This is a genomic window from Pseudomonas sp. DR48, assembly GCF_019823085.1.
Taxonomy (GTDB): domain Bacteria; phylum Pseudomonadota; class Gammaproteobacteria; order Pseudomonadales; family Pseudomonadaceae; genus Aquipseudomonas.
This window is the reverse complement of record NZ_CP081946.1, coordinates 1,247,795-1,268,480: the sequence shown is the minus strand read 5'-3', so window position 1 is coordinate 1,268,480 and position 20,686 is coordinate 1,247,795. Positions and strand designations below refer to the sequence as shown.

Sequence of the window (20,686 nt, the reverse complement as noted above, 5' to 3'; positions counted from 1 at the left end):
GTAGCTGATACAAATCAGTCTAGGCCAAGTACCGGGTAGTAAACCAGACATCGCGTCTGGCGTCCCACCCGATAACGCTCATCGCCTGTCAGTCGGCGGCAGGCGCCAGCGAGACTTGTTCGCTGAGCTTGTCGGCCAGGCGCACGAAAGCGGCGAGGTCGAGCTGCTCCGGGCGCAGGCTGCCGTCGACACCGGCGGCGGTGATCTCGTCGTTGCTCAGCAGCAGCTTGAGGGTGTTGCGCAGGGTCTTGCGGCGCTGGTTGAAGGCTTCGCGCACCACACGCTCCAGCAGTTTGTGATCCTTGGCCGGGTGCGGCAGCACGGTGTGAGGCACAAGGCGCACGATGGCCGAATCGACTTTCGGTGGTGGATTGAACGCACCGGGGCCGACGTTGAACAGGTGCTCGACCCGGCAGTGGTACTGAACCATGATCGACAGGCGACCCCAGTCACCGCCGCCAGGTCCCGCCGCCATGCGCTCGACCACTTCCTTTTGCAGCATGAAGTGCATGTCGCGAATCAGGCTGGCGTTATGCAGCAGGTGAAAAATCAGTGGCGTCGAGATGTTGTATGGCAGGTTGCCGACGACCCGAAGGCTGCCCGGTGCCGCATTCAGGCTGTTGAAGTCGAACTTCAGTGCGTCGCCTTGATGCAGGTTGAAATTGCTCTTGCTGGCGAACTGTTGGTTCAGGATCGGGATCAGGTCCTTGTCCAGCTCGACTACGTCCAGTTGCGCGCCGCTGCCCAGCAGGCCTTGGGTCAACGCACCCTGGCCCGGGCCGATTTCCAGCAGGCGGTCTTCCGGTTTGGCGTGGATGGATCGCAGGATGCGGTCGATAACGCCTGCATCGTGCAGGAAATTCTGGCCGAAACGCTTGCGCGCCCGGTGTTGGTAATGCTCGGTCATAAACGGGTCTCGGCCATCTGGTAGGCGGTTTCCAGGGCGACTTGCAGGCTGCCGGTATCGATTTTACCGCTGCCGGCCAAGTCCAGGGCGGTGCCGTGGTCGACTGACGTGCGGATGATCGGCAAGCCGAGGGTCACGTTGACTGCCGCGCCGAAACCTTTGTATTTCAGTACGGGCAGGCCCTGGTCGTGGTACATCGCCAGCACCGCGTCGCAGTGCTCCAGATATTTGGGGGTAAACAGAGTGTCGGCGGGCAGGGGGCCGCGAAGGTCCATGCCCTCACCGCGCAGGCGCTCTAATGTAGGTTCGATGATATCGATTTCTTCATGGCCCAGGTGTCCGCCTTCACCGGCATGCGGGTTGAGTCCGCAGACCAGGATGCGTGGCTGGGCGATGCCGAACTTTTCTCGCAGGTCGCTGTGCAGGATCCGCGTGACCCGTTCCAGGCGCTCCGGCGTGATCGCATCGGCAATCTCGCGAAGGGGCAGGTGAGTCGTTACCAGCGCTACACGCAAGCCGCGCGTGGCGAGCATCATCACCACTTGTGCGGTATGGGTCAGATCAGCAAGAAACTCGGTGTGCCCGGAAAAGGCTATCCCGGACTCATTGATCACGCCTTTGTGCACTGGGGCAGTAATCATGCCAGCGAAATGCCCATCGAGGCAGCCTTGGCCTGCACGGGTCAAGGTTTCCAGGACGAAAGCGGCATTGGCTTTGTCCAGTTGCCCGGCAGTGACTGGAGCACTGAGCGGGGTATCCCAGACATACAGGCTATTGGCGGGCGCCGGAGCGTCCGGCCAGCTGTCCGGTGTGACGGGGAGCAAGTCGACAACCACGCCCAGCTGCGCGGCCCGCTCAAGGAGCAGGTCACGGCTGGTTATGGCAATCAGGGGGTGGGGCTGGGCTTGCGCGGCGAGCAGCAGGCACAGGTCGGGACCTATGCCGGCCGGTTCGCCGGGCGTCAGCGCGAAACGCTTGGGTTTCACTGCGCTGCCTGGTCTGCACCAGGGAGTTTGATCTCTACATAAGCTTCGTCGCGGATCTGACGCAGCCAGGTTTGCAGCTCTTCGTCGTATTTGCGGTTGCGCAGTACGGTCATTGCTTGCTGCTCACGGGCCTGGGTAGTGCTGTCAGTGGCGCGACGGCCAAGGACTTCCAGAACGTGCCAGCCGTATTGGGTCTGGAACGGCTTGGACAGCTGACCTTGCGGGGTCTTGGCCATTACTTCGCGGAACTCGGGCACCAGCGCGTTCGGGTCGACCCAGTTCAGGTCGCCGCCATTGAGGGCTGAACCCGGATCTTCCGAGAAGCTTTTCGCCAACTCGCCGAAGTCTTCGCCGGCTTCGATACGGGCGTAGAGCGATTGGGCCAGTGCCTTGGTTTTTGCTTCGTCGCGAATCGGACTCGGTTTGACCAGGATATGACGCACGTGCACTTCATCGCGTGTCTGGGTTGCACCGCCACGCTTTTCGAGGATCTTCAGGATGATGAAGCCGCCCGGTGTGCGCATGGGTTTGGTGATATCACCGACTGCCATGGTGCTCAGCATGCGATCGAATGGCGGTGGCAATTGAGCAGCTTTACGCCAGCCCATATCGCCGCCTTCCAGTGCAGTTTCGCTGGCGGATTTGGCAATGGCCAACTGACTGAAGTCAGCGCCTTGCTTAAGCTGCTGGTAGACAGCATCCGCTTGTTTGGCGGCATTCTGAATCGCATCGGAGTTGGCGCTTTCCGGTGTAGGAATCAGGATGTTCGCCAGACGAAATTCTTCGGAGAGCTGCATCTTGCCGAGGTCGGAAGCGAGGAAGTTCTTCACTTCCTGCTCGGACACCTGGATGCGTTCGGCCACACGACGCTGGCGCACACGGCTGATGATCATTTCGCGGCGAATCTGTTCACGGGCGTCGTCGTAAGACAGACCGTCGTGAGTCAGGGCGGCACGGAACTGATCAATCGACATGTTATTGCGCTGGGCAATGGTGCCGACGGCCTGGTTCAGCTCTTCATCGGTAATGCGGATGCCGGAACGTTCGCCAATCTGCAGCTGCAGGTTTTCGACAATAAGGCGTTCCAGCACTTGCTGATCCAGCACGCTGGCAGGCGGTGCCGCAGCACCGCGTTTGGCGATGGTTTGCTGAACTTCGTGGACACGCTGGTCCAGTTGGCTCTGCATGACCACGTCGTTATCGACAATGGCCACCACTTTATCGATGGACTGCACTGCGGCGTTGGCCGCAGTACCCAGGAACATCGCGCCCAGCAATAGCGGGCGCAGACAATCAGAAAGCTTGGTCTTCACGTTCACGATAACCTTGGATGCCTTTGTCGAGGAAGCTCTCTACTTTAGCGCCGGTGAGGCCGCCGAGACCTTTCAGAACGATTTGTAGGAAGACGCCGTGGTCGCCTTTTTGGTTTTGTGGCGCTTGTTGGCTGAACTCGTCGAAATTAATGAAGTAACGGTTGATCACGCGCAGCTTCCAGCAGCAGTTGTCGTATTCGAAACCACCGAAGGCGTCAAGGGTCCGGTTTTGGTTGTAGTCATATTGCCAGCGGCTGATGAGATTCCATTGCGGTACGATCGGCCAGATCACCGAGAAGTCATGCTGTTCGATCTTGTAGTAGTCCTTCACGAAGCCAGGCGTGCCAGGGGTGCCGTAGTCACCGCCGAATTGCCATTGACCGGTGTTCTGGTTGTAGATCACCTGGTCGTTACGATAGCGATAGCCGGCGTTGATGACCTTGTTAGGGTTGTCTTCAGGCTGGTAGTGGAACATCGTGCTGCCCGAGCGAGTGCTGCGGCTGTTCGGGTCCCAGTTGAAGTCGGCGGTGGTATACCAGTCGCGGTTCCAGTGATATTCGTATTCCAGTGCATAAGGCGAATTGCTGGTTTTCGCGTCGGCGCGGGTATTTGGATTGACACCGGGCAACTGGACTGCGCGGTCCTTGAAGTACAAGGCCTGACCTATAGAGAAGCGTTGACGCTCAAAGCCATCTTCTTCGATCCAGCGGTTGGTGATGCCCAGAGACAGTTTGTTCTCGTCGCCGACACGGTCGGAGCCAGAGAAACGGTTGTCCCGGAACAGCGATGCATAGTTGAAGGTGTATTCACTGGTGTCGAACACAGGAATGTCTGTCTGGTCTACCTCTGGTACATAGAGGTAGTACAGGCGCGGCTCCAGTGTCTGGCGGTAGTTCTTGCCAAACCATTGGGTGTTGCGATCGAAGTACAGGCCACTGTCAATGCTGGCAATCGGCACGCCACGGTTCTGGTTGCTGCCGAAATTGCCGTTGAAGTTTTTAGTCCCGGCGGCAGCGGCGGCTTGATCCTGAGCCACGATCTGGCCCTTGCCGATGCTGTCGAGGTCCAGTTGGTACTGGGTGTATTGGTACTTGAGCTTCGGCTTCAAGAAGCCATAAGTCCAGTCCAGCGGCAGGCTGACGGCTGGCGCCAGGTTGAGGCGATCGCCGTTGGCACGTGCCAGGCCTTGAACGTTGGTGTCCAGACGTGGGGATACGTTGCCGTCTTCATCGGTGTACGTACCGTTTAGCAGGTCTCGATCGAACCGCACGATTTCGGTGTCGTAGGTGAAATCCAGACCGCCTGGATGATCCGGCAGCTCACCGTTGAAGGTGATCTGCGGCAAGCGATCATACGGCGTGATGGAGGCAACAGTCGCCAGTTGAAACGCCTGGGCGTTGACGCGAGCGGTGTAGTTGTCACCGCGGTAGCTGACGGAACCCTGCTGGTTCACGAAGTCAGCGCTTTTCACACCAATCTGGTCGGTCTGTAGATCCTGGAAATAGTAAGGGTCGCTGAGCTTGGTGTAGTCGACTTGCGTGAAGACGCGCTCATCGAGACCACCCTTGTGCTGCCAGTTATACATGTAGCGTTCTTTCTGGAAGTCGGACTGCTTGTCGCGCTGGGTGTCCTCATCATTGAGGAACGCCGCACCGAACTGGCCTTCACTTGACTTGGTCAGGTAGCGGAATTCGCCTTCCATCAACAAGCCATGCTTTTCCATGTAACGCGGGTACAACGTGGCATCGTAGTTCGGTGCCAGGTTGAAGTAATACGGTGTGACCAGCATGAAGCCGGTATCGGTGCCCGTGCCGAAGCTCGGCGGCAGGAAGCCGGACTGGCGACGGTCGTCGATCGGGAAATAGATGTAGGGCGTGTACAGGACTGGAATGTCCTTGACGCGCAATGTCACGTTGGTTGCGGTACCGAAGCCGGTCGCCGGGTTCAAGGTGATGTTGTTGCCCTTGAGCTGCCAGGCGTTGCTGTTCGGTTCGCACGTGGTGTACGTACCGTCCTTGAGGCGGATGATCGCGTTTTCTGCCCGTTTGGCGTACAGCGCGTTACCGCGGATGCGGGATTTATGCATCACGTATTCGGCGTTATCGACCTTGGCTTCACCGGTGTCGAGCTGCACGTCAGCATGGTCGCCGACAAGTAGCGCGCCGTTGTCGCGAATACGGACGTTGCCGCTCAGTTCGCCACGGCTCTCGGCCTGGTAGAGGTTCGCTTCGTCGGCTTCGACCTGCATGCTGCCTTGGCGCATGACGACATCACCGGCAAGCGTGCCGACCTGATCTTCGGTGTTATAGCGCGAAGCCTTGGCGCCGATAAAGGTCGGTGCGTCACTTTTATTCGTCTTGTCATTCATGCCAGGACGAATCGGTTCGATATAGGAACCAGAGCAGTAAGGACCGGTCTCGGCCAATTGCGCAGCAGTAAGGTTCTCGCGCGGAACCCAGTCGAGGTGACTGTAGTCTGCACTACGCGACTTCAGGCCACGGCCTTTGGCCTCGGTAACCAGCACAGGCTTGGCGCCGGTGTCTTCACGGGTGCCGCCTTCGGGCGAGGCTTCGCCCGTGGCGGAAACTGCGCTGCCCTCATGGACGGGACGCGGAGGCAAGGCCGCCGCTGGCGATTTTGGCGCACAGGCCCAGGCACCCGAAGCAGAGACTGAGCAGTCATACTGTTCCGCGGCGACCACGAATGAAGTGGCTAGGGGTTGCAGGGCCAGCAGACTGCCGGTAACCAACAACGGAAATTTTTTACGAAACGCGGGGGATTTCAATGCCATCTTATTAGTCCGGGCTTCCTGCGTGCCATCTGCCCGCGGTGTGGGCCGCACGCCTCTCGATGGTCTGAAAAAGATGCTGGATAATAAAGCATGACCCGCTTGACGGCTAGCGCCGTCGGAGACCCTTGCAATGCCTGACCAAGATGTACGTTTGCAACACCTGAAAGTTTGGCTCGATGAGCAGTTGGCAGTCCTTTTTGCAGAACAGGATTGGGGCGCCGTACCCCCGGCCACGTTGACCGCAGCCAGTAGTGATGCGAGTTTTCGGCGCTATTTTCGTTGGGAAGGCGCAGGCAGAAGTTTCGTCGTGATGGACGCGCCACCGCCCCAGGAAAACTGCAAACCCTTCGTGGATATCGCTTTTTTGCTGGCGAAATCCGGAATAAATGTGCCGAAAATTTACGCCGAAGACCTCGAACGCGGTTTTCTTTTGCTCAATGACCTGGGCAACAAGACGTATCTGGACGTGATCGACAGCGAAAACGCCGACGATTTGTTCAAGGATGCCCTGGATGCGTTGCTGGCTTTCCAGCAGTTGCCGATGGTTGCGCCGCTGCCAAGTTATGACGTGGCGCTGTTGCGTCGTGAGCTGGAGTTGTTCCCCGAGTGGTACGTGAAGCGCGAGCTGGGCATCGAATTCGATGCTGCGCAACAAATGCTCTGGCAGAACGTCACCGATCTGTTGATCGACAGCGCCCTGGCTCAGCCTAAAGTGTTGGTGCACCGCGACTACATGCCGCGCAACCTGATGCTCAGCGAGCCGAACCCTGGCGTGCTGGATTTCCAGGACGCGGTCTATGGCCCGGTGACCTACGACGTGACCTGCCTGTTCAAGGATGCCTTCCTGAGCTGGCCCGAAGAACGTGTCCGCGGCTGGCTGGAAAACTACTGGCAGCAAGCGGGCGAGCTCGGAATTCCAGTGCAGCCTGACTTTGAAGACTTCCTGCGGGCCAGCGACCTGATGGGCGTGCAGCGCCACCTGAAAGTGATCGGCATTTTCGCGCGCATCTGTCATCGCGACGGCAAACCCCGCTACCTGGCTGATGTGCCACGCTTCTTTGCCTATATAGATGCAGTGATTGCCCGCCGCCCTGAATTGGCCGAGCTGGATGTGTTGCTATTGAGTCTGCGCGCTGGAGTCCCGGCATGAAGGCGATGATTCTGGCGGCCGGCAAAGGCGAGCGCATGCGCCCGTTGACCCTGTCCACGCCAAAGCCGCTGGTTCGTGCCGGCGGCGTGCCCCTGATCGAGTATCACTTGAAGGCCCTGGCGACTGCCGGGTTCACCGAGGTCGTGATCAATCACGCCTGGCTGGGTCAACAACTCGAAAGCTACCTGGGTGACGGTTCGCAATACGGCATGCGCATTGAGTACTCGCGAGAAGGTGAGCCTCTGGAAACCGGCGGCGGGATTTTCCGCGCGTTGCCATTGTTGGGTGACGAGGCTTTTGTGGTGGTCAACGGTGACATCTGGACCGACTACGACTTCAGCGTGTTGCATCAACCCATTGCCGGGCTCGCCCACCTGGTGTTGGCGGATAACCCGGCCCATCATCCAGCCGGCGACTTCACGCTGGTTGACGGGCAAGTGCACGACGCTCAACCGGGCGCCGCGACCCTGACCTACAGCGGCATTGCCGTGCTGCATCCGCAGTTGTTCAACGGTTGCTCGGCGGGGGCCTTCAAACTCGCACCGCTGCTGCGCAAGGCCATGGCCGAAGGGCAAGTCACGGGCGAACACCTGCGAGGGCATTGGGTGGATGTCGGCACGCACGAGCGTCTGGCCGAAGTTGAAACCTTGATAGAAGCGAGACGCTGAGATGCTGTGGCCAGGGACTCTGATTGGAGCCGGAGCGGGCTTTGCCATAGCCAGTATTCCGGGGGCCATGCTCGGCGCTTTGTTGGGGCAGGCACTGGATCGGCGCCTGCACTTGCAGAGCTGGGGACAGTTGCGTGAAAAGCTCGGCGGTCGTCCGATGCTGCGCAACGATGAGCTGTTATTCGTGTTGCTGGGGCGCTTGGCCAAGAGCGATGGGCGTGTGGTGGACGGCCATATCCAGCAGGCCCGTCAGGAAATGCGTTCGCTGGAGATGACTGAATCGGCGCAGCGACGTGCCATTGCCGCGTTCAATCGTGGCAAGTCGGGCAATGACCGGTTACGCGGGTATCTGCGCCGCTTGAGTGCGCAGCCCCATGCAGCGGAAGGTGTATTGCGTGCCTGTTGGCGGATGGTCTGGGCCGATGGCCGTGCCGGTAGCCGCGAGCGTGAGCTGATTGCGCAGTGGGGGAAATGGCTAGGCTGGACACCCCATCAGGTTCAGGCACTGGCGGCCGACTATGAACAGCACAAGCGGCCGTTAGTCAGCGGCACCCTGACTTATCAGGATGCGCTGCGGCTATTGGGTGTGTCAGCGACCAGTGAGCCGGCGCAGATCAAGCGTGCCTATCGGCGCCTGCTCAGTCGCCATCACCCGGACAAGATTGCCGGCAGCGGTGCCACCGCGTTGCAGGTGCGTGAAGCGACTGACAAGACACGTGAACTGCATAGCGCCTACACGTTGATTCGTCAGCGACGGGATTTTCGGTAGCAGGGTAGAAATGTGTCGCCAGTGATACCGCCATCGCGAGCAAGCCCGCTCCCACAGGTTAAATGTCGATAGCAAATATTGCGTGCGACTCAAATCATGTGGGAGCGGGCTTGCTCGCGATGGCGGCGACGCGGTCTTTCAGTCCGACGCTTTTTGCGGATTCAACCAGCCGCGCACTCGACGCACCAATTGCTCTTGCTCCGCCGCGGCATTACCGGGCAGCGCCTTGAGCGAGACCTGGCTGAACGCCGAAGTTTTCAACCGCTTGCTGGCCTGCATCCGCTCCAGCGCCGCGTTGCGATCCAGTGGTTTATCCACATAAAAAATGTCTGCCGTCGGCAGCTTCAGCGTCGGCGTCAACTCAACCAACTCGGGTTTCGCCGCCACCGGCGTCTGCACCGCGATCATCACGAACTTCTCCACTTGCGCAGGTTGCTTTTCGCTCAGATATCGCGCGGCCCAGTAAGCGCCGGTGCCATGTCCCAACACCACAATGCGTCGAGCACTTTGTTGCTCGGCATAGGCAACGGCGGCATCAATACGGGCGAAGATGCGTTCGGCGTCAGCCTTGGCTTGCTCCTCGGTGGTTTCGGCAATGGCCTTGTCGGCCACCTCCGATTCGCCGCCGGCTGCTTGCTCGATGGGGGCTGCCGTGGTCGAGTCCTTGCTACCGGTTTGCGGCGCCTTGAGCGTTGGCGGCATTTCCACGACGCGTGGCGCAATGGCATCGCTTTGCAGGTCCGGTAGGGTGATACTCAGGCTGCTCCACTGGGCGTCAGGTAATTTGCGCCGCAATGGACCGATTACTTGCGGCCAGTCAACGGTTTCGCCGGCGCCCGGGATGATAATCACCGCACCTTTGGGCTCGGCGGTATTGGCCGGTTTCCACAGTGCCAGGAAAGTGTCGGCACCGGCTTGCAGTTGTTGCTGTTCCTGAGCAGGGATTTTTCGCTCTAGTGCTGTTGCTTCCTCCTGACTACGCTCAAGCAGCGGCTGGCGTTCGACCGGTTTTTCTTCTGCGGGTTTTTCCGCCGCGGCAGGTGCCGGATCGGCCGCTTCGACGGAAAAGGCACAAGGCAGGATCAGCGACAGGCACAATGCTGGCAGTGCCAGGCGGTAGACAGGGGGCATCGGATATTCCAGGCCAGAAGTTATTCCGGCAGCCTAAAGGGTTGGTCAGTATTTGTCAGTGTGTGGAACTTCAATGATGCGTTTTCGCTGCCTGTGGGTTATCGGCTGTTTGTGGTTTCCCTTGATCAGTTGGGCGGCCTCCGCGCCAGCGGCGCACGTCGCGCCTTTGTCGGCCTGGCAACAACAGTGGCTGGCAGAGCATGGCGAATTACGTGTGGGGCTGGTGTTGCAGGCGCCTTATGCGCAATACGATCGCCGTTTGCAGCGGTTGTCCGGGGTTAACGTCGAGTTGATGAAATGGCTGGCCAAGGCCCTAAAGGTCGAGCTGAGCTGGCGCAATTTCCCCGACCTTGAACAATTGGAAGCTGCCGCGCGCGAGGGTGAAATCGACATCGCCCCCGGGTTGACCCAAACCCCCGCCAGCCTGAGGCTTTGGCAATTCACCGATCCCTATATGCGCGTGCCGCAACTGGTGGTCAGTGACCAGAAAAGCGCCGGCGTGGTGGAATTGGAAAAACTCGACAGCCATATCCGCGTTGCCGTACGCATGCCAAGTCCTACGGCGGATTACCTGCGCAGCAACTACCCGCATCTGAACCTGCAAGGCGTACCGATCGAGCGTCAGGCGTTGCAGCTGTTACTGAGTCAGCAGGCCGGTTACGCGATCGTCGATGAAGCGCAGTTGGGGCGTTTGTCCATTGAGCCGGAGTTCGCCGGGCTGGTCGTGGTGGGGGACATCGGTTTGCCGCAATTGCTGCGCGTGGCCACGCGCAGGGACTTGCCGGAGTTGGCCGGCATCGTCGAAAGCGCGCTACGGGCGATTCCGGCCAAAGACCTGGAGCAACTGCATAACCAATGGCTGCAACCCAAGTACCCGCGTCTGACCGAATCACCGGGATTCTGGCAAAACCTCTGCCTGCTGATGGCAGTGTTGATGCTGACCAGCATGGCCATCGTGATCTGGCAGCGTCGCCAGCAGCACAGCCTGGAGCAGCGCCTGTTGGCGGCGCGCGAAGACATTGCCCTGCGCGAGGCCAGTGAAGAAGCGTTGCGCCTGACGCAGTTTTCCATCGACCAGAGCACCGTCGGCATCCTCTGGGTCAATTGGGACAGCCACGTGCGCTACGCCAACCGTGCCGCCGAAACCATGCTCGGCTACCCGGCGGGCGGGATCATTGATCGGCCGCTGATCGACTTCGAACCCGGTTTGCATATGGATCGTTGGCTGAACCTGTGGAAGCGTGCGCGGGCCAGCGAAGAAGGGCCGCAAAGTTTCGAAACCAACTGCGTGCGGGCCGATGGCAGCATTCTGCCGACCGATGTTTCGTTGAGTTTCCTGCGCTTTCGCGACGGCGAATACCTGGTGGTCTACCTCAATGACGTCACCGAGCGGCGTCGCGCCCTGGCCGCCTTGCAGGAAAGCGAGGCACGGTTGCAGGGGATTGCCGCCAACGTTCCGGGACTGGTCTTCCGCCTGGAGCGGGCACCGGTGACAGGGCAGATCGACTTTGCCTACATCAGTGAGGGCAGCGAGAGCCTGGTCGGTTATTCGCCGGCCACCCTGGCGCATCGCGACAAAGGCCTGCGCAGCCTGGTGCATCCGGACGACAAGGCCAGCTACCACCAGACCCAGGATCATGCGCTGGACACTGACAGTGACTGGTCATGGCAGGGGCGGATTCTCACGCGTTCCGGCGAACAGCGTTGGGCCGAGATCAAGGCCATTACGCGCAGGCTTGAGGATGGCGCCTATGTCTGGGACGGGATTGTCTGGGACATCACCGAGAGCAAGCGCATCGAACTGGAACTGGCCAGCTCCCGCGAGCAACTGCGTGAATTGTCGGCTCACCTGGAGAGCGTGCGGGAGGAGGAAAAGGGCCGCATCGCTAGGGAAGTTCACGACGAATTGGGTCAGATGTTGACGGTACTCAAACTGGAAACGTCGATGTGCGAGCTGGCCTACGCGCAGCTCGACCCAGGTCTGAATGAACGATTGAACAGCATGAAACGCTTGATCGCTCAGCTGTTTCAGTTGGTGCGTGATGTGGCGACTGCGCTACGGCCACCGATTCTCGATGCCGGTATCGCTTCGGCCATTGAGTGGCAGGCCCGGCGATTCGAGGCGCGCACACAGATTCCGTGCCTGGTGCAGGTGCCGGAAAACTTGCCGGTGCTCAGTGATGCCAAGGCGATTGGCCTGTTCCGGATCCTTCAGGAAGCGCTGACCAATGTCATGCGCCATGCCCAGGCGCATACTGTTGAGCTGACCCTGACCCTTGAAGGCGATGAGTTGTGCCTGACCGTCAGCGATGATGGCGTAGGATTTGTTCCGGCTACTGGCCGGCCAACGTCCTTTGGCGTGGTAGGCATGCGCGAACGGGTGTTGATCATGGGCGGGCAGTTGTCGCTTGAAAGTGAGCCGGGGGAGGGCACGACGTTGAGCGTGCGTGTTCCGGTGGATAACACCTGATGGTTTTGTGTTGATTGAGCTGACGCGATAGGTCTTGAACCTGGAGAAGAACGTGATCCGTGTACTGGTAGCCGAAGACCACACCATCGTCCGTGAGGGCATCAAGCAGCTGATTGGCCTGGCCAAGGATTTGCTGGTGGTGGGGGAGGCGAGCAATGGTGAACAATTGCTCGAAACCTTGCGTCATGTGCCCTGCGAGGTGGTGTTGCTGGACATCTCGATGCCCGGGGTCAATGGCCTGGAGGCGATTCCACGGATTCGCGCGCTGAACAATCCTCCGGCGATCCTGGTGCTGTCGATGCACGATGAAGCGCAAATGGCCGCCCGGGCGCTGAAGGTCGGCGCTGCGGGTTATGCGACCAAGGACAGCGATCCGGCACTGCTGCTGACCGCGATCCGCAAAGTCGCGGCGGGCGGGCGTTACATCGACCCGGACCTGGCGGACCGGATGGTCTTCGAAGTCGGCCTGACCGATTCGCGACCGTTGCACTCCTTATTGTCGGAGCGCGAGTTTTCAGTATTCGAGCGCCTGGCCCAGGGCGCCAACGTCAACGACATCGCCCAGCAACTGGCCCTGAGCAGCAAGACCATCAGCACCCACAAGGCGCGCCTGATGCAAAAGCTCAACATCACCTCCCTGGCGGAACTGGTGAAATACGCGATGGAACACAAACTTCTCTAAGGTTTCCCTCCGTCCACTGTGGGAGCGGGCTTGCCCGCGATGACGGATGAACATTCAAGGTATGTATCTCTGGCACACCGCAATCGCGAGCAAGCTCGCCCCCCACAGGACAGCGGTGGCATATCCATTTGCGACAGCCTGCAAACCCGCTTTTGCCGGTCCTTGCGGCCTGCAGCTGACCACTTGCCGCTGCGTTTGCCAAAACGCGCCATCCTTGTAGGGCAATCCCTACCCCCAACCTTCCATATGGCTGAGGCGATTCTCTCCTGCGCCCCGATTTGCGTGCTCCCCAGCGTCCACTAGGCTTAGTCCACAGCAGTCATCAATAACAAAGGTGTGGGTATGAGCCAGGTCGATTCAAGTACAGGGGCCAATGACATTCTGGTCAGCTTTCGTGGAGTGCAGAAGAGCTACGACGGCGAGAACCTGATCGTCAAAGACCTCAACCTGGATATTCGCAAAGGCGAATTCCTCACCTTGCTCGGGCCATCCGGTTCCGGCAAGACCACCAGCCTGATGATGCTCGCCGGTTTTGAAACACCGACCGCCGGCGAAATCCTGCTGGCCGGACGCGCCATCAACAATGTGCCGCCGCACAAACGTGATATCGGCATGGTGTTCCAGAACTACGCCTTGTTCCCCCACATGACCGTGGCCGAGAACCTGGCCTTCCCGCTGACCGTGCGCGGCTTGAACAAGAGCGATGTCAGTGACCGGGTCAAGCGTGTCTTGAGCATGGTGCAGCTGGACACCTTCGCCCAGCGTTATCCGGCCCAACTGTCCGGCGGTCAGCAACAGCGTGTGGCGCTGGCCCGTGCGTTGGTGTTCGAACCGCAACTGGTTCTGATGGACGAACCGCTCGGCGCACTCGACAAACAACTGCGCGAACACATGCAGATGGAGATCAAGCACCTGCACCAGCGTCTCGGCGTGACCGTGGTCTACGTGACCCACGACCAGGGTGAAGCCTTGACCATGTCCGACCGTGTGGCGGTGTTTCATCAGGGCGAAATCCAGCAGATCGCTCCGCCGCGCACCCTCTATGAAGAGCCAAAGAACACCTTCGTCGCCAACTTCATCGGCGAGAACAACCGTCTCAACGGGCGCTTGCACAGCCAGACGGGCGACCGTTGCATCGTTGAGCTCGGTCGCGGTGAAAAAGTTGAAGCGCTGGCGGTCAATGTCGGCAAGACCGGCGAACCGGTCACGCTGTCGATCCGCCCGGAACGCGTGAGCCTCAATGGTTCGAGCGAGTCCTGCGTCAATCGCTTCTCCGGGCGGGTGGCGGAATTCATCTATCTGGGCGACCACGTCCGGGTTCGTCTGGAAGTCTGCGGCAAGACCGACTTCTTTGTGAAACAACCGATTGCCGAGCTCGATCCCGCGCTCGCCGTCGGCGACGTGGTACCGCTTGGCTGGCAGGTCGAACACGTTCGCGCGCTCGACCCACTTCTAGAGGCGCATTAATCGCCCCGGCTACACCAACACCAACCTGCACGTGGAGAGAACAATAAATGTTGAGATCCCTGAAATTAACCGCTTTGGTCATGGGCATGATCGGTGCGGCGCACGCGATGGCGGCGGGCCCGGACCTGACCGTGGTGTCCTTTGGCGGGGCGAACAAGGCCGCGCAGGCCAAAGCGTTCTACGCACCGTGGGAAGCGGCAGGCAACGGCAAGATCGTGGCGGGCGAATACAACGGCGAGATGGCCAAGGTCAAAGCCATGGTCGACACCAAGAGCGTGTCCTGGGACCTGGTAGAAGTTGAATCGCCAGAACTGTCCCGTGGTTGCGACGAAGACATGTTCGAGCAGCTCGATCCGAAGCTGTTCGGCAAATCCGAAGACTATGTCAAAGGCGCTATTCAGCCTTGCGGCGTGGGTTTCTTCGTGTGGTCGACCGTGTTGGCCTACAACGCCGACAAACTGGCCTCCGCACCGACCAGCTGGGTAGATTTCTGGGACACCAAGAAATTCCCCGGTAAACGTGGCCTGCGCAAAGGCGCCAAGTACACCCTGGAATTCGCTTTGATGGCCGACGGCGTCGCGCCTAAAGACGTCTACAAAGTGCTGGCTGGCAAAGACGGCCAGGACCGCGCGTTCAAGAAACTCGATGAACTCAAGCCAAACATCCAGTGGTGGGAAGCCGGCGCACAACCGCCGCAATACCTCGCTTCCGGTGACGTGGTCATGAGCTCGGCCTACAACGGCCGGATCGCTGCCGTGCAGAAAGAAAGCAACCTGAAAGTCGTGTGGAATGGCGGCATCTACGACTTCGACGCATGGGCAATCCCGAAAGGTCTGGACAAGGCACGCGCTGAAGCGGCGAAGAAATTCATCGCCTTCTCGGTGGCGCCGCAGCAGCAGAAGACCTACTCGGAAAACATCGCCTACGGCCCGGCCAACACCCAAGCCGTACCGTTGCTGGCCAAGGATGTCCTGAAAGACATGCCGACCACCCCGGAAAACATCGCCAACCAGGTGCAGATCGACGTCAGCTTCTGGGCTGACAACGGCGAGCAACTGGAGCAGCGCTTCAATTCCTGGGCTGCGAAGTAAGCACGACCCACAGGACGACGGTTCACCGGTTGATCGTTCCCACGCTCTGCGTGGGAATGCTGCCCGGGACGCTCCGCGTCCCTGTGACGCAGAGCGTCACTGGATGCGTTCCCACGCAGAGCGTGGGAACGATCAGTACCAAAAGTTCGAGGCGGCGTTTGCTGCCTCAGTAACGATCAAAGATTTCCGGAGTACGCCATGGCCACCGCCATTCCCCTGAACGCGGGCACTGACCCCACCTTGAAGCAGCGGCTCAAGCACGCCGAGCGGATCAACCGCTGGAAGGCACAGGCCTTGATTGCGCCCTTGGTGCTGTTTCTGTTGCTGGTGTTCCTGGTGCCCATCGTGGCGCTGCTCTACAAAAGCGTTGGTAACCCGGAAGTGGTCGGCGGCATGCCGCGCACCGTGGCGGCCATCGCCAGCTGGGACGGCCGCGGCCTGCCCGCTGAACCGGTTTACAAAGCGGCCAGCGAAGACCTCGCTGAAGCCCGCAAGAATCAAACCCTGGGCGATCTGTCCAAGCGCTTGAACATGGAGTTGGCCGGCTACCGCAGCCTGCTGACCAAAACCGCACGCGCCTTGCCGTTCGCTACTGAGCCGGCCTCTTATAAAGAAGCGCTCGAAGGTCTCGACGAGCGTTGGGGTGACCCGGCCTATTGGCAAGCGGTGCGCCGCAACACCAGCAGCATCACGCCGTACTACTTGCTGGCGGCGGTCGATCACCGCATCGACGACCTCGGCGAACTCGCCCCGGCCACGCCGGATCAAGCGATCTACCTCGACATCTTCGCCCGCACTTTCTGGATGGGCCTGGTCATCACTGTGATCTGCCTGTTCCTGGCCTATCCGCTGGCCTACCTGCTGGCGAACCTGCCATCGCGCCAAAGCAACCTGCTGATGATTCTGGTGCTGTTGCCGTTCTGGACTTCGATCCTGGTGCGGGTAGCCGCGTGGATCGTGTTGCTGCAATCGGGGGGCTTGATCAACAGCGGCCTGATGGCGATGGGCATCATCGATAAACCGCTGGAGCTGGTGTTCAACCGCACCGGGGTCTACATCTCCATGGTGCACATCCTGCTGCCGTTCATGATTCTGCCAATCTACAGCGTGATGAAAGGCATCTCGCCGACCTACATGCGCGCCGCGATTTCCCTCGGTTGCCACCCGTTCGCCAGCTTCTGGCGGGTGTACTTCCCGCAGACCTATGCCGGTGTCGGCGCCGGTTGCCTGTTGGTGTTCATCCTCGCGATTGGCTACTACATCACCCCGGCGTTGCTGGGCAGCCCGAACGATCAGATGGTCAGTTACTTCGTCGCCTTCTACACCAACACCAGTATCAACTGGGGCATGGCGACCGCGCTCGGTGGACTGCTGCTGTTGGCGACCGTGGTGCTTTATCTGATTTACAGCTGGCTGGTGGGCGCCAGTCGCCTGCGCCTGAGCTAAGGGGAGAATGAAATGCTGAGTCCTTATATGTCGCCCATCGAACGGGTGTGGTTCTACGGCTTGCGGATTCTCTGCGGCCTGGTTCTGCTGTTCCTGATTCTGCCGGTGTTGGTGATCATTCCGCTGTCGTTCAACTCCGGCAGCTTCCTGGTGTACCCGCTGCAAGGTTTTTCGCTGCACTGGTATCAGGACTTCTTCGCTTCGGCCGAATGGATGCGTTCGCTGAAGAACAGCATCATCGTCGCCCCGGCGGCAACGGTGCTGGCGATGTTCTTTGGCACATTGGCGGCGATCGGCCTGACCCGCGGCGACTTTCCCGGCAAGGCGCTGGTCATGGCGCTGGTGATTTCGCCGATGGTGGTGCCAGTGGTGATCATCGGTGTGGCGAGTTATCTGTTTTTTGCCCCGCTGGGATTGGGTAACAGCTTCTTCTCGCTGATCGTGGTGCATGCGGTGTTGGGTGTGCCGTTCGTGATCATCACTGTTTCGGCCACGTTGCAGGGCTTTAACCAAAACCTGGTGCGCGCCGCTGCCAGCCTCGGTGCTTCGCCCCTGACGGCGTTCCGCCGGGTGACGTTGCCGCTGATCGCGCCAGGTGTGATCTCGGGTGCGCTGTTTGCCTTCGCGACGTCGTTCGATGAAGTGGTGGTGACGCTGTTCCTCGCAGGTCCCGAACAAGCGACCTTGCCTCGGCAGATGTTCAGCGGCATCCGCGAAAACCTCAGCCCGACCATCGCAGCCGCCGCAACGCTGCTGATCGCTTTCTCGGTGATCCTGCTGCTGACCCTGGAATGGCTGCGTGGCCGCAGCGAGAAATTGCGCACCGCCCAGGTCTGACGGATCACACTATCTCCTGTGGGAGCGAGCTTGCTCGCGATAACGCACTGACATTCAACATTGATGTTGACTGACCCGCCGCTATCGCGAGCAAGCTCGCTCCCACAGTTGTTTTGGTTGTTTTCGGCATCTCTGTTCATTCATGACCTGAATAGCAGACAAACCCCAATCCCCAGCTACTCTTGTGCCCAGCTCCCCTATTTATAAGAGGCTGCGCGCATGAGTCTTTCCTCTTTCAAAATCGCTCACAAACTGATCACCGGCGCTGGCGCCATCGAACAACTGGCCGCTGAACTGAACCGCCTGGACATCGACAACCCGCTGATCGTCACCGACGCCGCCCTGGTGAAGTCCGGTACGGTCGAGCTGGCGTTGGCGCAGTTGGGAGATCGAACCTACGAAATCTTCGATCGTGTATTGCCGGACCCGGAAATTGCCATCGTCGAAGACTGCATGCGGGTTTACCGCGAAGGCGGGCACGACGGTCTGATTGGCCTGGGCGGCGGCAGCGCCATCGACATTGCCAAAAGTGTCGCGGCCTACGCCGGTTACCACGGCGCGCTAGAGGATTTGTTCGGCGTCGATCAGGTGCCGCGCAAAGGCCCACCGCTGATCGCCATCCCGACCACGGCCGGTACCGGATCGGAAGTGACCAACGTTGCCATCCTCTCCGACAAGGTCGCGCAGCTGAAGAAAGGCATCGTCAGCGACTATCTATTACCGGACGTCGCGCTGGTCAGTCCGCAAATGACCCTGACTTGCCCGCGCAGCGTCACCGCCGCCAGTGGCGTCGATGCGCTGGTGCATGCCATCGAATCCTACCTGTCACTCAACGCCTCGCCGATTACCGACGCGCTGGCCATCGGCGCGATCAAGCTGATCGTCAAGGCGCTGCCCAAGGCGTACGCCAACCCGTCCAACCTGCAAGCCCGCGAAGACATGGCCACCGCCAGCCTGATGGCCGGCATGGCATTCGGCAATGCCGGTGTTGGCGCGGTGCATGCGCTGGCGTATCCGCTAGGCGGGCGGTTCAACATCGCCCACGGCGTGAGCAACGCCTTGCTCCTGCCATACGTCATGACATGGAACAAGATGGCCTGCGTCGAGCGCATGCAGGATATTGCCGAGGCCATGGGCGTGAAGACCGCTCATCTGAGCGCCACTGACGCGGCCGACAAAGCCGTGGAGGCGATGACCGGACTGTGCGCCGCAGTGGAAATCCCGTTGGGCTTGCGCAGCTTCGGCGTTCCCGAGGATGCGATTCCGGCGATGGCCGTGGAAGCGGCGGGGATTGAGCGCTTGATGCGCAACAATCCACGCAAATTGAGCGCGATTGATATCGAGAAGATCTACCGCGCGGCTTACTAGGGCCTGGCCCAATCATCGCGGTCACGGTGCGCGCGCCAAAGCATGAGGTATACAATGCGCGCCATCGTGATTCTGTTCAAAAAAGGTGCGTCATGCAGCCCTTCGTCATTGCTCCATCGATCCTCTCCGCCGACTTCGCCCGCCTGGGTGAAGAAGTGGACAACGTCCTGGCCGCTGGCGCCGACTTCGTGCACTTCGATGTCATGGACAACCACTACGTGCCGAACCTGACCATCGGCCCGATGGTCTGCGCTGCGCTGCGCAAGTACGGCGTGACCGCGCCCATCGATGCACACTTGATGGTCAGCCCGGTGGATCGCATCGTTGGCGACTTCATCGAAGCTGGCGCGACCTACATTACCTTCCACCCGGAAGCCACTCAGCACGTCGACCGTTCCCTGCAGTTGATCCGCGAAGGCGGTTGCAAGTCGGGCCTGGTGTTCAACCCGGCGACGCCGCTGGACGTGCTCAAATACGTGATGGACAAGGTCGACATGATCTTGCTGATGAGCGTCAACCCGGGTTTCGGCGGGCAGAAGTTCATTCCCGGCACCCTCGACAAACTGCGTGAAGCACGCGCGCTGATCGATGCTTCCGGCCGTGATATTCGCCTGGAAATCGACGGCGGCGTCAACGTGAACAACATTCGTGAAATCGCAGCGGCGGGCGCGGACACCTTCGTCGCCGGCTCGGCGATCTTCAATGCACCGAATTACCAAGAGGTAATTGAAAAGATGCGTTCCGAACTGGCGTTGGCTCGTCCATGAGTGGCTTTGAGCAGCTGTTCCCGGGGCGTCTGCCGCGGCTGGTGATGTTCGATCTGGATGGCACGCTGATCGATTCGGTCCCTGACCTCGCGGCGGCTGTGGATTACATGTTGCTCAAACTGGGGCGTGAGCCGGCCGGCATCGAATCGGTGCGTGAGTGGGTCGGCAACGGCGCGCCGGTGCTGGTTCGCCGTGCGCTGGCCGGTGGCATCGACCATTCGACCGTCGATGACGGTGAGGCCGAGGCCGCGCTGGAGATTTTCATGGAGGCTTACAGCCAAAGCCATGATCTGACGGTGGTGTACCCCGGTGTGCGCGACACCCTGAAGTGGCTGAACAAGCAGGGCGTGGAGATGGCGCTGATCACCAACAAGCCGGAGCGCTTCGTTGCGCCGCTGCTGGATCAGATGAAAATCGGCCGCTACTTCAAATGGATCATCGGCGGCGATACCTTGCCGCAGCAGAAACCCGACCCGGCTGCGCTGTTCTTTGTGATGAAAATGGCCAACATCCCGGCCTCGCAATCATTGTTTGTCGGCGACTCACGCAGCGACGTGCAGGCGGCGAAAGCCGCGGGCGTCAAGTGCGTGGCCCTCAGTTATGGCTACAACCATGGCCGGCCGATTGCCGAAGAATCGCCAGCGCTGGTGATCGACGATCTGCGCAAACTAATTCCCGGTTGCCTGGATCCAGCCGCTGAGATAACGTTGCCCGACGTTGCTCAATCCCCTTCTGGAAACGCCATCGTGGTGGTCACTCGCAAACTCTGGATGAAAGTCATCAAGGCCCTGGCCCGCTGGCGTTGGCGCGCCTGACTCGATTCTGGCCGGCTCGCCGGCGCGT

Annotated in this window: 17 protein-coding genes; 12 read left to right on the top strand and 5 right to left on the bottom strand. The window is 60.0% G+C overall.

What is annotated here, in order from left to right; genetic code table 11:
• Positions 1-88 precede the first annotated feature (88 nt).
• Genes rsmA through K5K95_RS05870 form a run of 4 tightly spaced genes read right to left on the bottom strand, consistent with a single transcriptional unit; the run spans position 89 to position 5,997 of the window.
• A complete protein-coding gene (rsmA, locus tag K5K95_RS05885) occupies positions 89-907 on the bottom strand; it encodes a 16S rRNA (adenine(1518)-N(6)/adenine(1519)-N(6))-dimethyltransferase RsmA (RefSeq protein ID WP_222588701.1) in 819 nt (272 codons plus the stop codon).
• Complete coding sequence (gene pdxA / locus K5K95_RS05880; RefSeq protein ID WP_222588700.1) at positions 904-1,893, bottom strand: 4-hydroxythreonine-4-phosphate dehydrogenase PdxA; 990 nt, start codon at positions 1,891-1,893, stop codon at positions 904-906. Before pdxA ends, rsmA begins: the two co-directional genes overlap by 4 nt.
• Entirely contained in the window at positions 1,890-3,206 is a 1,317-nt protein-coding gene (gene surA / locus K5K95_RS05875; protein WP_222588699.1) for a peptidylprolyl isomerase SurA, read from the bottom strand. The genes pdxA and surA overlap by 4 nt, the downstream gene beginning before the upstream one ends.
• Complete coding sequence (locus K5K95_RS05870) at positions 3,187-5,997, bottom strand: LPS-assembly protein LptD (protein ID WP_222588698.1); 2,811 nt, start codon at positions 5,995-5,997, stop codon at positions 3,187-3,189. Before K5K95_RS05870 ends, surA begins: the two co-directional genes overlap by 20 nt.
• Before the next feature lie 130 nt (positions 5,998-6,127).
• Between K5K95_RS05870 and K5K95_RS05865 the strand changes: the two genes are divergently transcribed.
• The 3 genes from K5K95_RS05865 to K5K95_RS05855 are packed head-to-tail and all read left to right on the top strand — an operon-like array spanning position 6,128 to position 8,584.
• A complete protein-coding gene (locus K5K95_RS05865; protein WP_090179122.1) occupies positions 6,128-7,147 on the top strand; it encodes an aminoglycoside phosphotransferase family protein in 1,020 nt (339 codons plus the stop codon).
• A complete protein-coding gene (murU, locus tag K5K95_RS05860; RefSeq protein ID WP_222588697.1) occupies positions 7,144-7,815 on the top strand; it encodes an N-acetylmuramate alpha-1-phosphate uridylyltransferase MurU in 672 nt (223 codons plus the stop codon). The genes K5K95_RS05865 and murU overlap by 4 nt, the downstream gene beginning before the upstream one ends.
• 1 nt (position 7,816) lies before the next feature.
• A complete protein-coding gene (locus K5K95_RS05855) occupies positions 7,817-8,584 on the top strand; it encodes a TerB family tellurite resistance protein (RefSeq protein ID WP_222588696.1) in 768 nt (255 codons plus the stop codon).
• Positions 8,585-8,722: 138 nt separating this feature from the next.
• Here the strand turns inward: K5K95_RS05855 and K5K95_RS05850 are convergent, their stop codons facing one another.
• Positions 8,723-9,715 carry an alpha/beta hydrolase family protein gene (locus K5K95_RS05850; protein ID WP_222588695.1) on the bottom strand — a complete coding sequence of 331 codons (993 nt, stop codon included), beginning with the start codon at positions 9,713-9,715 and terminating at the stop codon, positions 8,723-8,725.
• A 73-nt stretch (positions 9,716-9,788) separates the two neighbouring features.
• Here K5K95_RS05850 and K5K95_RS05845 point away from each other — a divergent pair, with 73 nt between their 5' ends.
• From K5K95_RS05845 to K5K95_RS05805, 9 genes are all read left to right on the top strand, one after another.
• Positions 9,789-12,185 carry a PAS domain S-box protein gene (locus K5K95_RS05845; protein ID WP_222588694.1) on the top strand — a complete coding sequence of 799 codons (2,397 nt, stop codon included), beginning with the start codon at positions 9,789-9,791 and terminating at the stop codon, positions 12,183-12,185.
• Positions 12,186-12,237: 52 nt separating this feature from the next.
• Positions 12,238-12,867: a response regulator transcription factor gene (locus K5K95_RS05840; protein WP_003210977.1), complete on the top strand. Its 630-nt coding sequence runs from the start codon at positions 12,238-12,240 to the stop codon at positions 12,865-12,867.
• A 342-nt stretch (positions 12,868-13,209) separates the two neighbouring features.
• On the top strand, positions 13,210-14,334 hold the full coding sequence (locus tag K5K95_RS05835; RefSeq protein ID WP_090179135.1) for an ABC transporter ATP-binding protein: 1,125 nt from the start codon (positions 13,210-13,212) through the stop codon (positions 14,332-14,334).
• Positions 14,335-14,381: 47 nt separating this feature from the next.
• Entirely contained in the window at positions 14,382-15,425 is a 1,044-nt protein-coding gene (locus K5K95_RS05830; protein WP_222588693.1) for an ABC transporter substrate-binding protein, read from the top strand.
• 198 nt (positions 15,426-15,623) lie between these two features.
• The gene (locus tag K5K95_RS05825; RefSeq protein WP_222588692.1) at positions 15,624-16,871 is read left to right on the top strand and encodes an ABC transporter permease; all 1,248 of its coding nucleotides are present in this window, start codon (positions 15,624-15,626) and stop codon (positions 16,869-16,871) included.
• Between the two features lie 12 nt (positions 16,872-16,883).
• Positions 16,884-17,708, top strand: coding sequence for an ABC transporter permease (locus K5K95_RS05820; protein WP_222588691.1), 825 nt, complete (start codon positions 16,884-16,886; stop codon positions 17,706-17,708).
• 219 nt (positions 17,709-17,927) lie between these two features.
• The gene (locus tag K5K95_RS05815) at positions 17,928-19,076 is read left to right on the top strand and encodes an iron-containing alcohol dehydrogenase (RefSeq protein WP_222588690.1); all 1,149 of its coding nucleotides are present in this window, start codon (positions 17,928-17,930) and stop codon (positions 19,074-19,076) included.
• 92 nt (positions 19,077-19,168) lie between these two features.
• Complete coding sequence (gene rpe / locus K5K95_RS05810) at positions 19,169-19,843, top strand: ribulose-phosphate 3-epimerase (protein ID WP_008035979.1); 675 nt, start codon at positions 19,169-19,171, stop codon at positions 19,841-19,843.
• Entirely contained in the window at positions 19,840-20,658 is an 819-nt protein-coding gene (locus K5K95_RS05805) for a phosphoglycolate phosphatase (protein ID WP_222588689.1), read from the top strand. Before rpe ends, K5K95_RS05805 begins: the two co-directional genes overlap by 4 nt.
• Positions 20,659-20,686 lie beyond the last annotated feature (28 nt).